Annotated in this window: 7 protein-coding genes and 1 pseudogene; 1 reads left to right on the top strand and 7 read right to left on the bottom strand. The window is 71.2% G+C overall.

All coding sequences use genetic code 11. The features are described from left to right. Positions 1–55: 55 nt before the first annotated feature. From GLX30_RS32845 to GLX30_RS32815, 7 genes are all read right to left on the bottom strand, one after another. On the bottom strand, positions 56–778 hold the full coding sequence (locus tag GLX30_RS32845; protein WP_159694543.1) for a hypothetical protein: 723 nt from the start codon (positions 776–778) through the stop codon (positions 56–58). Between the two features lie 25 nt (positions 779–803). Beyond that, positions 804–3032: a glycoside hydrolase N-terminal domain-containing protein gene (locus GLX30_RS32840; protein WP_159694542.1), complete on the bottom strand. Its 2229-nt coding sequence runs from the start codon at positions 3030–3032 to the stop codon at positions 804–806. Further along, a complete protein-coding gene (locus GLX30_RS32835) occupies positions 3029–5011 on the bottom strand; it encodes a beta-galactosidase (protein WP_159694541.1) in 1983 nt (660 codons plus the stop codon). Before GLX30_RS32835 ends, GLX30_RS32840 begins: the two co-directional genes overlap by 4 nt. 16 nt (positions 5012–5027) lie before the next feature. After that, complete coding sequence (locus tag GLX30_RS32830; protein ID WP_244258370.1) at positions 5028–7286, bottom strand: sialidase family protein; 2259 nt, start codon at positions 7284–7286, stop codon at positions 5028–5030. Positions 7287–7447: 161 nt separating this feature from the next. After that, positions 7448–8377, bottom strand: a complete 930-nt coding sequence (locus GLX30_RS32825; protein ID WP_159694540.1) for a carbohydrate ABC transporter permease — start codon at positions 8375–8377, stop codon at positions 7448–7450. Further along, complete coding sequence (locus tag GLX30_RS32820) at positions 8374–9432, bottom strand: ABC transporter permease subunit (protein ID WP_159694539.1); 1059 nt, start codon at positions 9430–9432, stop codon at positions 8374–8376. The genes GLX30_RS32825 and GLX30_RS32820 overlap by 4 nt, the downstream gene beginning before the upstream one ends. A gap of 35 nt (positions 9433–9467) precedes the next feature. After that, positions 9468–11135: an extracellular solute-binding protein gene (locus tag GLX30_RS32815; RefSeq protein ID WP_159694538.1), complete on the bottom strand. Its 1668-nt coding sequence runs from the start codon at positions 11133–11135 to the stop codon at positions 9468–9470. 354 nt (positions 11136–11489) lie between these two features. On the opposite strand from GLX30_RS32815, the pseudogene GLX30_RS32810 reads away from it, so the two are divergent. Further along, positions 11490–14317, top strand: a pseudogene (locus GLX30_RS32810) (glycoside hydrolase family 3 C-terminal domain-containing protein). Positions 14318–14394 lie beyond the last annotated feature (77 nt).

The following is a 14394-nucleotide window of genomic DNA, read 5'->3' as shown; positions in this document are numbered from 1 at the left end:
GGGCCGCGGTGCGGTCGGCGGTGAGCCGGCCGCACCGCGGCGTGCTGCTGTGCGGTCAGCTCGTCCGTACGCCGAAGTCGTGGGTCACGAAGTCGAGTCCGCCCGGCGACGAGGTGATCTCGTAACCGAACTGGACGTCGCCGACGGTCACGTCACCGATCCAACCCTTCGTGTTCTTCAGCCAGACGAGCACGGCCTTGAGGTCGACCGTGCCGGCGGTGGAGTCGCTGGTGCGCAGGAACGAGTAGACGGCGTTGGCGCCGTTGTCGCCCCGGTAGACGTCCCAGGTGTGACCTCCGAGGACGACCCTGCCCTGGGCGGCGCCCAGCGGCCCGACGGGGCCGTGGTGATTGACCCAGAGCATGATCTCGTGGTCGTAGTTGCTGTCCCAGATGTCGTACGCGGTGTTGTACGCGCCGGCAGCGGGGACCGAGACGTTGTAGTGGCTGGTGAGTGTGGAGATGGCGCCGATCTTCTTGTTCACGACCTTCTTGGCGTTGGGATAGGACTTGATGCCGCCGGTGCCGGGGTGGTCGGCCCAGACGCCCCAGTCGGTGGCCGAGTCGGCCCAGATGGTCTGGGGTCCGGCTCCCGAGCCCCAGATGTTGTTGTAGAGGGTGTAGCCGCCGCTGTTCCAGGTGCCCCAGCGGTCGGAGGAGTACCAGACGGCCGCGTGCGCCGGGGCGGACGCGAGACCGACGACAGCGAGCAGCGCGAGCAGCGGGGCGAGCGCCGCGCGCCGGAGTGCGCGGCGTGCGCCCTGTGTGGGGTGTGCCATGGAGTCCCTTCCATGGGTGGGGGGATCACGCCCTCCTGGGAAAGGAGAGGACGTGCTTCTCGTCGGCGACGAGAGTCATGGGGAAGCGGTCCGTGCCGGCGACCACTTCGACGGTCCGGTCGGCGGGTGACCTCAGCACGGCGGTGACGCACTCGTCGTGCCAGCTGAGGTCGAGCCGGGCGCCGAAGCGGGTGCGGACGCCGCGCAGGGTGCCCGCGGGGCAGCCGGGCAGCGGCGCGGGGAGCAGGACGAGACGGCTCGGGGTCGACTGGACCAGGCATTCGATCAGTACGGCGGGGAGGGCGTGCGCGGCGTCCGCGTTGTAGACGTCACGGCCGGGGTAGTGGGCGCTCATCAGCGAGTCGTGGAAGAAGTCGCCCTCCAGCACCTGGCCGAGGGCCCGCCCGGCCCGGTCGCCGTCGCGGAGCCGGGCGGCGACGAGAGCGGTGTGCAGATGGCCGTGCGCCGAGTCGTTCTCGGCGCCGCGCAGTGCCAGGGCGCGGTGGGCGGCTGCCGCGAGCTCCGGTGTGTCGTAGGGGTTGATCTCGTCGAGCGGCCACACCGGGTAGAGGTGGCTGAGGTGCCGGTGGTCGTTGTTGTCCTTCAGGCCTCCTGGTGCCCATTCGGCCAGCGCGCCGTCGTCGTTGACGCGGTAGTCGGGCAGCCGCCCGGCGAGGTCCCGCCAGTGCGGGGCGCGTGGATGGCCGGGGTTGTGGGCGGCCGCGGTGGTGAGGGCGTGCCGGGCGGCGGCAATGTCCATGGTCGCGTCGACGGTGCCCCAGCTCGCGTTGGCCGGCCGGTTCTCCGGCGAGTACGAGGGCACGACGGCGACCCGCCCGCCGGGACCGACCGGGACGAGGAAGTCCTCGTAGAAGGTGGCGACTTCGGTGAGGGCGGGCGCCAGCCGGGGGTCCGGGGCGCCACCGGCGAGGGCTTCGTCGAGCAGGGGCAGCAGGAGCCAGTCGGCGCCCGCGGTCCAGAGGTGGAGCGGGTAGGCGCGTTCGAAGTGGCGGGTGTGGCCGGATTCCCCGTCCGTGTGGGAGGGCGCCACGACGCCGCGCGCACCGAAGAGGGCCCGGGCGTTGTCGCGCCAGTCGTCGAACTGGCCGTGCACCAGTTCGGCGTGGGCGGCGGAGACTTCGGGGAGCGCGGCGACGGCGGCGGAGGCGATCTGCAGATTGAGATTGGCGTTGGTGGTGAAGGCGCCGGACCAGGCGGTGTTCCAGTCGCCTGTCCACAGGCCGACCAGCCGGGGCGGCAGCACGCCGCTGGACGACAGCAGGTGGTAGCGGCCCGCCGCGAAGAGCCGTTCCAGCAGGGCGGGGCCGGCGGGCCTGCGGAGCAGTTCACTGCCCGGCAGCTCCCGCTCCCCCGGGTCGGCCTCGAGTGACAGCCCGGCACGCGCGTAGGCGTCGCGATGCGGTGGGAGATGCCGCTCGAGGAGTCGTGAGTACGCCCCGTCGGTGTGCGCGGCGGTCGGCGCCGCGAGCACCCGAAGGGCCGCCGCCTGGTCCGCCGCGGGGTCGAGGTGCGCCGGGTGCCGCTCCACCCGGGTCAGCAGCAGCACCTCGGAGGCGTCGGTCACCCGGAGACCGCTGCGGGTCCGTGTCGTGCTGCCGCCGGTGACGGTGACCAGGGTGGTTCCGGTGAAGGAGGTCCGTCCGTTCGGGTAGTCGGTCCGCAGGCTCAGCAGGGCGGTGCACGGACCTTCGTGCTCCAGGATGGCGGTGCGGGTGAAACGGAGTCCGGCCGGGAGCCCGGGCAGCTGCTCGTCGAGCGTGAGATCCGCGCTCAGGCCGCCCGGTTCCGTCCGCGTACGGTGGACGATCACGTCGTCGGCGCGGGACACGAACACCTCGCTGCGCCAGGCCCCGCGTACGGCGGTCACGACACCGGAGGTGAAGTCCACCTCCCTGCGGTAGGTCCCGGCGGCGACCGCGGGGGTGCGGCGAACGCGTACCTGGTAGGCGGGGTGGAACGGCTGTACCCACAGGTGCGGGTGTCCGGCCCCGAAGCGTTCGGCAGCCGCCGTGTCCCCGGCGAGCAGGGCGTCCTGGAGTTCCCGCAGGCCGGCGGCGAGCTCCGGTGGGCCGACCGTCTCGCTGCCGTTGGGGCACACGAGGGTGTGGTGGTTGACGACGACACGCTCGTCGCCGGCGTCGCCGTACACCATGGCGCCGTGCCGGCCGTTGCCGCTGAGGAAGGCGTCCTCCCACCGCCCGGCGGGGCGTGGTTCCCAGGTCCCGTGTCTCACGGCTGTTGTGCCTTCAGTACGGCCGCGCCGTGGCGGTCGAGACGGAGCGGGCCAAGGACCGGGGCACCTGTGAGCAGGTCCCGGTGGTCTCCCGGCACCGTGACGGTGACGGGCCCGGGAGCGTGGTTGAGCAGGAACAGCAGGTCTCCCCTGCGTACGGCTTCCACCCCGGCCGGCCGGTCCGGCAGCACGGGACGGGCCCCGGCCTCGTCGGCGACCTGTGCGAGCAGGTCACGCAGCATCCCGGGCTCGGGGAGCGTCGAGACGTACCAGGCGCTGCCGTGGCGCAGGACGGCCGGCAGTCCGGTGAGTTCGCCGCTGCTGTAGACACCGACCGTCTCGGCGGTGGAGACCTCCAGTTCCTCCGACCACACGGTGCCGTGGAACGCGCCGGGTCCGTCGCAGGCCACGGTGTCGCCGGCGTCGAGCGGCCACCATTCGTGCACGGTCGCGATGCCGAGGAGTTCCCGCAGCCGCTCGTCCATGCCGCCGGGCCGGATGCGGTCGTCGCCGTCGGCGGTACCGGTGAGAAAACCGGACACGAGCGTGCCGCCGCTGCGCACATGCCCGACGAGGTTGTCGACCGCGGCGTCGGTCAGCAGATACAGATGCGGGACGACGACGAGGCGGTAGGCGCTCAGGTCGTGTTCGGGGTGGGCGAAGTCGGTGGTGAAGCCCTTCTCCCACAAAGCGCGGTGCCAGGCACGGACGACGGCCGGGTAGTCGAGACCGCTGGACAGCCGGCCCTCCTGGCCGCCGGCCCACCAGGAGTTCCAGTCGTGCAGGATCGCCACGTCGGCCGGTACGCCGGCGCCTGCGACATGCTCGCCGATTTCGGCGAGGTCGGCGCCGATCCGCTTGACCTCCTGATAGGTGCGGCCCCGTTCACCGGCGTGGGTGACCATCGCCGAGTGGAACTTCTCGGCGCCCTGCCGGGACTGCCGCCACTGGAAGTAGCAGACGGCGTCCGCGCCGCGTGCCACGGCCTGGAGCGACCAGAGGCGGTTCAGACCGCGGGGCTTGGGATGGTTCACGCCCCGGAAGTTCACCGGCCCCGCCGCCTGTTCCATCAGCATCCACGGGCCGCGTGCTTGCGAACGGGTCATGTCCTGGATCATCGCCCCGTACTGCCCGCCCAGCGGATCGCGCGGGTCCGGGTAGACGTCGACGGAGACGACGTCCTCCTCCTCGGCCCACCGCCAGGCGTCCTGGCCGGTCCAGAAGGGCATGAAGTTGGTCGTCACCGGCAGCCGCGGCGTGTGTGCCGCGACGATGTCCCGCTCCGCGACGTAGCACTCGAGCAGCGCGTCGGAGGTGAACCGCCGGAAGTCCAGCGCGCAGGCCGGGTTGCGCATGTACTGGGCCTTGCGGGGCGGGATGATCTCCTCCCAGTCGTCGTAGCGCTGGCTCCAGAAGGCGGTGCCCCAGGCTTCGTTGAGCGCGTCGAGGGTCGTGTACTTCCTCCTCAGCCAGCGGCGGAAGTGGCGGGCGGTGCCGTCGCACCAGCAGAACGTGCAGTACTCGTTGTTGATGTGCCACATCCGCAACGCCGGGTGGTCGCCGTAGCGTGCCGCGAGGTCCTGGGTGATCGCCGCCGCGTACTCCCGGTAGACCGGCGAGCTCGGGCAGAAGTGCTGGCGGGAGCCGTACCAGATCACCGACCCGTCCTCGCCGCGGGGCAGTGTCTCGGGATGGCGTGAGCCCATCCACGGCGGCGGCGAGGCGGTCGGTGTGGCGAGGACGATCCCGATGCCGTTGCCGTGCATCAGGTCCGTCAGCCGGTCGAGCCAGCTGAATTCGCGTGCTCCTGGGCGGGGTTCGATCGTCGCCCAGGAGAACACCCCGAGGGTGACGGAGTTGACCCCGGCCTCCTTCATCAGCCGTGCGTCCTCGAGCCAGGTCTCTTCCGGCCACTGCTCGGGGTTGTAGTCGCCGCCGAAGAGCACACGGCGGCCGGTGGCGTCGTACAGAGAGGGCATGGGGGAACTCGCTTCGTCACGAAGTGGTCGGGGGAAGGGGGCGTCGGACGGGATCGGCGTACTGGACGCCGCGGCCGTTGGTACCCAGGTAGACGCGGCCGTGGAGGCGCGGGTCGCCGGTGATGACCTCCCCGGTCCACCCCCACTGGTGGGCGTCGTCGTTGATCCGCGTCCAGGAGGCGCCCTCGTCGTCGGACCGGAAGACGGCGGTGATGTCCTCGGTCGCGCCGACCTGGAAGACCGCCGGGTAGCCGGCGCCGTCGGCGGCCCTGCCGAAGCCGAGACAGTAGGAGGCCCAGCAGCTGGTGACCTTGGTGAAGGTCAGGCCGCCGTCGGTGGAGCGGAAAAGTCCGTTCCACTTGGCCGAGAGCCACAGGTCGCCCCGGCGGCCGGGCGCCGCCGCGACCTTGAACTGGCTGTCGCCGAAGGGCAGACCGTCCGAGCCGGCGCTGAACGTGAGCCCGCCGTCGGTCGAGCGGTACACCGTGCCTGAGGCGGTGTCGTAGGCGTAGAAACGACCGGCGTCGACCGGGTCGGCGACCGGGGTCGCCCCTTTCGGGAACGTCGGCACCTCCGTCCAGGTGTCCCCGTCGTCGGTGGAGCGGTGCGTCGCGTGCGTGGAGCCGTCCCAGTGCACGAAGGACCACAGCAGGACCCGGCCGTCGGCGCTCGCCGCGATCGGCCCGGGGGCGGTGGCCGCGATCTCCGGCTGGCTCCTGAACGGCTGCCAGGTCCTGCCGCCGTCGCGGGAGTACGCGCCGTTGCCGCCGGAGGCCCAGCCGGTCCGTACCACGTACGAGGGCCTGCCCGCTGCCGTGGCGAGGCCGGTGGCGGTGCCGAAGACGGGGTTGTCCGCCATGCCGCGGGAGGGCGAGGCCGTGAGGGAGTCGTGGTACATGACGCCGATGTCGGCGAGACCGCTGATCAGCCTGGCCCTGCCGGCGGACGGTGAGATCAGCTGCCGTACGGAGCTCTCCTCCAGCCCCCGGATCTCGGGCGCCCAGTGGACGAGGTCCCGGGTCCCGTAGAGCGTGGCGCCGGTGCCGTGGACGATGTGCCGCGAGTCGAACGGGTCGACGGCGACCGCCTGCATCCACCAGCCGAACTTCGGTTGCTGCTCCCCCCAGCGGAGGTACGGCGTCTCGGAGACGTCCAGGACGGCGGTGTCCTTCAGGGAGGTCCAGTTGCGCCCGCCGTCGGTGGACCGGAAGACGGTGTCGACCTGTGCCCAGCGGTTGTTGGTCGTCACCACCACGGTGCCCGGACGCCGGGCGTCGACGGCCACGCCGCCGTAGGCGAAGGTGTCGCGCGAGCCGTCGTCGGCGGTGCCGCCGGGGCGGACGGGGGTGACGTCGGTCCAGGCGCCGGTGGCGGTGGCGAGCCGGTGCACGCTGCCGTCGCTCTGGCCGTTCGGGCCGGGCGCGTCGGCGAAGGTGACGTAGAGCGCGTGGCCCGCCTCGTCGTGGGCAGCGCGGATCGGCACACGGGCCGCCGCCCCGCCCGGGAGGCCGGGGACGTCTTCCCATCTGACGCCGTCGCGGGTGCGGCGCAGGGTCGGACCGCCGTCGGCCCAGGACGCGTACAGCATCCGTCCGGCGGCGACGAGGAACGTGATGCCCTGCCCGGTCGGGGACGGCTGGGCGGGGAAGTCGGCCCGTGCCCACGTCGCGCCGCGGTCGGTGGAGCGCCACAGGCCGTCGTGGCGGCTGCCGAGCCACAGCGTGTCGCTGTCCCGCGGGTCGACGATCAACCGCTCGCCGGCACCTCGGCCGTCCTCATTGGCGCCGAGCTTGACCGGCAGGTCGGTGCGCGACCAGGTGGCCCCCCGGTCGTCGGAGCGCAGCACGGCCCCGTTGCCCGCCCAGCTCTGGGTGTAGGTGCCGAGGGCGAGGTAGAGCCGGTCGGGGTGGTGCGGGTCGACGGCCATCGCCTCGACGCCGAGGAGATTGTGGTCGTCCCAGCCGAGGTTGTCGTTGAGCGGTGTCCAGGACCGGTCGCGGGCGTCCCATCGGTAGGCGCCGCCGATGTCTGTGCGGGCGTAGGCGAGGCCCTTGACGCGGGGGTGGAACAGGACGCCCGTGACGAATCCGGTGCCGCCGATGACGACGTTGCGCCAGCGGTGCGCCTGGGTTCCCCGCGTCGGGGCGTCTGCTGCTGCGGTCGTGCGGTCGGCGGCCGTTGCCTCCCCGTGCAGGAGGGGCAGGGCGGTGAGGCCGGCGGCGGTGCCGGCGGTGAGGACTGTGCGCCTGCCTGGATGGCTCGATGGCAGGGACATGGCTGGTACCTCGATCCGTGAGGCGGGCGGGGGGTGTGGTGGAGGCCGCCGTGTCCGGCCGTGGTCAGGTACGGCCGGACACGGCGGCGGCTGTGGGGGGCGCGGCGAGGAGGGCGCACCGGGGCCCGCGTCGGCCGCGCGGCGGCGGGCGGTTGCCGGCGTCAGCCCTTGACCGCGCCGGTGAGCATGCCCTTCTTGAAGTGCCGCTGGACGAACGGCGACAGCACGGCGACCGGCAGCAGGGCGAGCACCATGACGGCCATCTGGATGGACAGGGGCGAGAGATGGCCGGTGTTGATGGCCTGCGCCAGTCCCGTCGGCCGTTCCTGCTTGAGGACCAGCTGCATCATCACGTTCTGCAGCGGCATCATGTCCTGGTCGCTCAGATAGATCGAGGCGTTGAACCAGGCGCTCCAGTAACCGACCGCGTAGAACAGGGAGATGACCGCCAGCACCGCGCGGGACAGCGGCATGACGATCCGCCACAGGATCCGGGCGTCACCGGCGCCGTCGATCCGCGCGCTGTCGATGAGTTCGGGCGCCACGCTCATGAAGAAGGAGCGCAGGACGAGGATGTTGAAGACGTTCACCGCGCTGGGGAGGATCAGCGACAGGTAGGTGTCGGTCAGCCCCAGCCCCTGCACCAGAAGGTAGGTGGGGATGAGGCCGGCGCCGAAGAACATCGTGGCGAGCAGGATCATCAGCAGCGGGCGGTGCAGCACGGATCCGCTGCGGGAGAGCCCGTAGGCGCACAGGACCGACACCGTCATGCTGAACAGCGTGCCGACGAGCGTGACACCGAGGCTCACCAGCGCAGCCCTGGTGACCTGGCCGCCGCCGAGCAGTTCCTGGTAGGCGACGAGCGTGACGCCGCGGGGCACGACGACCAGGCCGCCTGCCTCCGTGATGGTCTTCACCGACGACACGCTGGTCACGACGACGATCCACAGCGGGAAGAGGACGGCGGCGCAGGCCAGTGCGAGGACCAGGCCCTTCGCGGCGAGTCCCGCGGGGCGTGGTTCCTCCTCCCATGCCGGCCGCAGCCGGCCGCGGGTCCCTTCGCGCCGTTCGACGCCCAGAACGTGGCTCATCGTTTGTACACCCCCTGTTCGCCCATCATGTGAGCGACCTTGTTGGCCGCCAGCACCAGGCAGAGGCCGAAGATTCCCTTGACGATCCCGACGGCGGCCGCGTAGCTGAAGTCACCGAACTGGATGCCGACGTTCCATACGTAGGTGTCGAGGACCTCCGCGGCGGTGGGGCCGACGGCGGTGCGCTGGAGGAGGATCTGCTCGAAGCCCACGGTCAGGGCGTTGCCGACCTGGAGGACGAGCAGCAGGGCCACCACCGGGCGCAGCGCGGGCAGCGTCACGTGCCACATGCGCCGCCATCGCGTGGCACCGTCCATCGCGGCGGCCTCGTACAGGTCGGGGCTGACGGCGGACAGCGCGGCGAGGAAGACGATGACGCCCCAGCCGGCGTCCTTCCAGACCATCTCGAACGTGACGAGGAACTTGAACAGCCCCGGGTTCGTCATGAGGTCGATGCCCTCGTGGCCGTGTTCGCGCAGCGTCTGCGCGAGCATGCCGGCACCGCCGAACATCTGCTGGAAGACCGTGACGACCAGGACCCAGGAGAAGAAGTGCGGCAGGTAAAGGATCGCCTGGGCGACGGCACGCACCCGTGGCCGGACGAAGCTGTTGATGAGCAGCGCCAGCAGGATGGGCACGGGGAAGAACAGTGTGAGCTGCACCAGGAAGATCGCCAGGGTGTTGCCCAGCGCCTGCCGGAACAGCCGGTCCTCCGTCATGCGCGCGAAGTGCTCCACCCCGACCCAGGGGCTGCGCGCCATGGCCTGCCACGCGTTGTCGCCGATGTAGGGGTCGTAGTCCTGGAAGGCGACGACGTTACCGAGGAGCGGTATGTAGTTGAAGACCAGCACCAGCAGGACGGCCGGCAGCGTCATGAGGATCAGCGTGCGGTCGCGCCGCAGCCGGATCCGCCAGGTGATCCCGCCCCCGCCGGCGGCGCGGTCGGGCGGCCCGGCCTCCGGCGGTCCTGCCGGCGCCGCCCCGCCGTCCCCCGCCGGTGTCTCCGTGCTGGTGTCGGTGGTACGGGCGGGGCCCGCCACCTTGCTCTGCGACACGTTCTCTCCTCGCTCCCCGTCCGCCGGGCGGCCGCTCAGGACGCCTGGCCGCCGGACTCGTCGAGCAGCTTCCGGTACCAGTCGCGCAGCTGGTCGCCGCCGCGTGAACGCCAGTCGGAGACGGCCTGCTGCATGTCGGCGATCTTCTTGCGGCCGCGGACGATGTCCTTCTCGAGGTCCTCGAACTGGCTGCTCAACTCGGCCCAGCGGTTGGGCTCCTGGACCTGCATCCCGTAGAAGAGGGGCTTGGTGAGGGATGCGCCCATGCGCTGCTGCCAGCCGACCATGCCCTCGGCGACGTCCGGGTGGTTGGGGTAGGCGAAGAACTGCTGCGGGCTCGCGATGTATTCGTAGGTGGCGAAGACCTGGTTGTTGCCGGTCTCCGTCTTGGTGATCTCGTCGCCCCTGACGGTGTGGTGGACGCCTTCGACCCCGTAGGCCTTCAGGCGCTGCTCCTTGGTGCCGTAGGGGGCGGCGGTGAAGTTGGCGATCGCGAGGATGTCGCGGATGGTCTTCTCGTCGGCGTTCTTGTTGACGAACGCCCAGATGTTGGACGGTGAGCCGGCGTAGAGGCGGGGCTTGCCTCCGTCGTGGTGGAAGTAGTCCATGGCGGCCATGGTGAAGTCCGGGTTGTCGCCGCGCTGGACGACGGTCTTGCCGTACCAGTCGGAGATGTCCGCGTTGTACATCCACACCTTGCCGGCCGCGAAGAGGTTGCCCAGGTCGCCGGTCTCCGCCTTGGCGTCGGGGTGGACGAGACCGGCCGAGTACAGCGAGCGGGACCACTCGAGGGCTTCGAGGTACTCGTCGGTCTCGAAGCGGTGGACCAGCTTGTCGCCGACGAGTTTCCAGCAGGTGGGCTTCTCGTCGAGGACGCCGAAGAACTTGTACGCGGCCCAGGTCATGTCGCCGCAGCCCCAGACCTTGTTCCTGGCCGAGGTGATCTCCTTGGCGAGGTCGAAGAATTCCTGGGTGGTGGTGGGCGGCTCGTACCCCTTCTCCTTGAAGAGGTCGACCCGGTAGAACGGCGCGATGTTGGGGATGTCGCTGGCCGGCATGGGCAGGCCGCGCAGCTTGCCGCCGAAGACGGCACGCTGCCAGGCGCCGGTGGGGATCGCCGCCAGGTTGGGGTACTCCTTGACCTTGTCGCCCGAGAGGTAGGGACCGAGGTCGGCGAACTTGTTGTTGATGGCGCTCGGTATCTTGCCGCCCAGTTCCCACCCGGGGACGACGACGGCATCCGGTACGGAGCTGGAGGCGAGGACGGCGCCGAGCTTCTGTCCGTAGGTGTTGCCGTCCTGGTTCTGCCAGTTCACCTTGACGCCGATGGCTTCGTCCATCGCGGTCCAGTACGGGTTGCCGGACTTGGGCGGCGTGCCCCACAGCGGAGCCATGACCGTGACCGTGCTGCCCTTGCCGAGCTTCTTCGGGACCGAGACGGCGAGCCGCGAGGCCGGCAGCGCGGTGGTGAAGCCCAGCGCTGAACCGTTCTTGCTCGGCACGTCGGGCTGCACGACGTCGGAGCCCACGAAGGTCGGCAGGATGTCCTGGAGCTTCTTGCCGGTGGTGGCACCTTCGTTGCGGTCGCCGCCGGAGGAACCGCTGCATGCGCCGAGCAGCGGTACGCCGCCCGCGACGGCGACCGCGGCGACCGCCGTCGAGGCGAGGAACGATCTCCGGCTGGGAGCCTGGGCGTTGGGCATGGGGTCAACCCTTTCCTCACGCGGGCAGCCGGCGGGCATGGATCGGCTTCGCGCTTGTGTGTCGGCTTATGTGGCTGAGCTGGAAGCGGGACGCTGTCGGAGCGCAAGCTTCCTGCGACGATCTGTCGAAGCGCTTCGATGTTGCAGCGAGGTTAAGTGAGGATGCCGGGTCGTTCAAGAGTCGATGCGAAATTCACCGCAGCACTTTCCCGCCCGGGACACCCGATCCAGCACCCGGCCCGACGAGTGCCCGCATCGACATGGAGTCTTGACACATCAACCGGGGCGGCTCAGCATCGAAGCGCTTCGAAGACAATTGAACAACCCGGAACCACCGCCCTCGAGGGGACCCACGTGACCGAGACCCGACCGCCCTACCGCGACTCCAGCCTGCCCCTCGGTGCACGCGTCGACGACCTGCTCGCACGGCTCACCGCCGACGAACGGATCGCGATGCTCCACCAGTTCGCGCCGGCAGTCGAACGCCTGGGCGTCGGAGCCTTCCGCACCGGCCAGGAAGCCCTCCACGGCGTGGCCTGGATGGGCCCGGCCACCGTCTTCCCGCAGGCCGTGGGAATGGGCGCCACCTGGAACGAGGACCTCGTACGCCGGATCGGCGAAGCAGTCGGGGCCGAGACGCGCACGATGCGCGCGAACGACCACCGCGTCGGGCTCAACGTATGGGCGCCCACGGTGAACCTGCTGCGCCACCCGCTGTGGGGCCGCAACGAGGAGGGCTACTCCGAGGACCCCCGACTGACCTCCGCCGTCGCCGTCGCCTACACCCGCGGTCTGCGTGGCGACCATCACGTCTACTGGCGCACCGCACCGGTGCTCAAGCACTGGCTGGCGCACAACAACGAGACCGAGCGCGACACCTGCTCCTCCTCGGTCCGGCCGCGCGTGCTGCACGAGTACGATCTGCTCGCCTTCCGGGCGGCCGTGCAGGCGGGCGCCGTCGCCGGTGTGATGCCGTCCTACAACCTCGTCAACGGGCGGCCCAACCACCTCTCGCCCCTGCTGCGCGAGCAGTTGCGCAGTTGGACGGACCGGTCCCTGGTGGTGTGTTCGGACGCCGGCGCGCCCTCCAACCTCGTCGACTCCGAGCACTACTACGACACTCATGAAGAGGCGACGGCCGCGGCCCTGCGCGCCGGCGTCGACAGCTTCACGGACCACGGCCAGGACTCCTCTCCCATCACCGGCCGGGTGCGAGGCGCCCTCGAACAGGGACTCATCGGCGAGAAGGACATCGACGACGCCGTACGCCGGCTCCTCACCATGCGTTTCGCACTGGGCGAGTTCGACCCCCAACTCGACCCGTACGCCGACGAGAAGACCTTCGACACCCCCGAGCACCCTGCCCTCGCCCAGGAGGCCGCCGAACAGGCCGTCGTCCTGCTCAAGAACGACGGACTGCTGCCGCTGGCCGAGGGCGCCCGCATCGCAGTGGTCGGGCTGCTCGCCGACGAGTGCAAACTCGACTGGTACAGCGGCACCCTGATACACCGCGTGACCCCGCTGGACGGTCTGCGCACACGGTTCGGCGCCGGCAACGTGTCCTTCACCGAAGGGGTCGACCGGGTACGGCTGCGGACCGCGAACGGCTGGGTGCGGGTGCCCGGCTCCCCGGGCACCACCGAAGTACGCGGCGCCGACGGCGCGCTGGACCCGGCGCTGCTCGCCGGCCGCACCGACCTGCCGCCGCTGACCTGCGGCGACGAGCCGACCGAACTGGCCTTGGCCGACTGGGGCGAGGGCCTGGTGACCCTCCGCGCCCCGGCGGCAGTTACCTGTCCGTCGCGGACGACGGCTACGTACGCGCTTCCGCCGACCAGCCCGGCGGCTGGGTCGTGCAGGAGACCTTCCGGCTGGAGGAGCACGGCGAGGGCCACCTCCTTGCGCATGTGGGAACGGGCCGGTACGTCTCTGTCGCCGCCGACGGCCTGAAGGTTGCCGAAGAGGGTGATCTCTTCGAGGTCGTCGTCACCGAACGCGGCGAGGACGCGGTGGCCGCGGCCGCCGCGGCAGCCGACGCCGTCATCGTCGTCGCCGGGAACGACCCCCACATCAACGGGCGTGAGACCGAGGACCGCCGAACGCTCGCCCTCCCCGAGCACCAGACGCGGCTGTGGCGCTCCGCCCGCGCGGCCAACCCCCGTACGGCACTGGCTCTCGTGTCCTCGTACCCGTACGCCGTCGGCGACGCGCACGCCGCGCTGCCCGCCCTACTGTGGACGGCACACGGCGGCCAGGCAGCGGGCACCGCGCTGGCGCGCGTCCTCGCCGGCGACGTCTCCCCGGCCGGCCGGCTGCCGCAGACCTGGTACGCGGCCGACGCCGATCTGCCCGGCCTGTTCGACTACGACATCATCGGCAGCCGCCAGACCTACCTCTACTTCGAGGGCACCCCGCTCTACGCGTTCGGCCACGGCCTGTCCTACACGTCCTTCGCCTACCGCGACCTCACCGCCGGCCACGACGGCGAGCACGTCACCGTCTCGCTCACCGTCACCAACACCGGCCCCCTCGCCGCCGACGAGGTGGTGCAGCTCTACACCCGGGCCCTCGACCCCACCGTGACCCTGCCCTCACGGCAGCTCGCCGCGCACCGCAGGATCCGGCTCACCCCGGGCGAAGGCCGGCGCCTCGACTTCTCGTTCCCCGTCGCCGACCTGGGCTTCTGGGACGTCGCGCACGGGCGCTGGACGGTGGGCCCCGGTCGCTACGAGGTCCTGGCGGGGGCCTCAAGCACCGACATCCGGCAGCGGGCGGCACTCGAGGTCGGCGGCGACGCCCCCGCTCCGCGCGCGGTACTGGAGACGCCCCTCGCCGCGGTCGACTACGACGAACAGCGCGGCACCGTGATCGTGGACCGGACCAGGATCTCCGGGGACGCGGTGACGGCGGCGGGCGCGGAGGGAGGCGAACTGGTCTACCGGCGCTGCGACTTCGGCGACGGCGCCACGGCCGTCTCGCTCGACGTCGCGGCGACCGGGCCCGGAGCGCTCACTCTGCGGACACAGGACGGCACGACGCTCGCCACGGTCGACGTCATCGCGACAGGAGGCGTCCACGACTACGTCACGCTGCGCTCGGACGTCCGGCTCGCCGGCGTGCACGACCTCCGCGTCGAGGTCCGCGGACCCGTGCGGTTGGCGGCGATCGCCTTCGCCCGCTGACGGGGCGGCCACCGCGGCGCGGCGGGGACCCCCACCGGCCGGTCCCGCCGTGCCGCAGACGGCGCACAAATCATCGG

The organism is Streptomyces sp. Tu 2975 (genome assembly GCF_009832925.1).
In the GTDB taxonomy this organism is placed as follows: Bacteria; Actinomycetota; Actinomycetes; order Streptomycetales; family Streptomycetaceae; genus Streptomyces.
The sequence above is the reverse complement of the archived record's forward strand: the minus strand, read 5'-3'. Positions and strand labels throughout refer to the sequence as shown.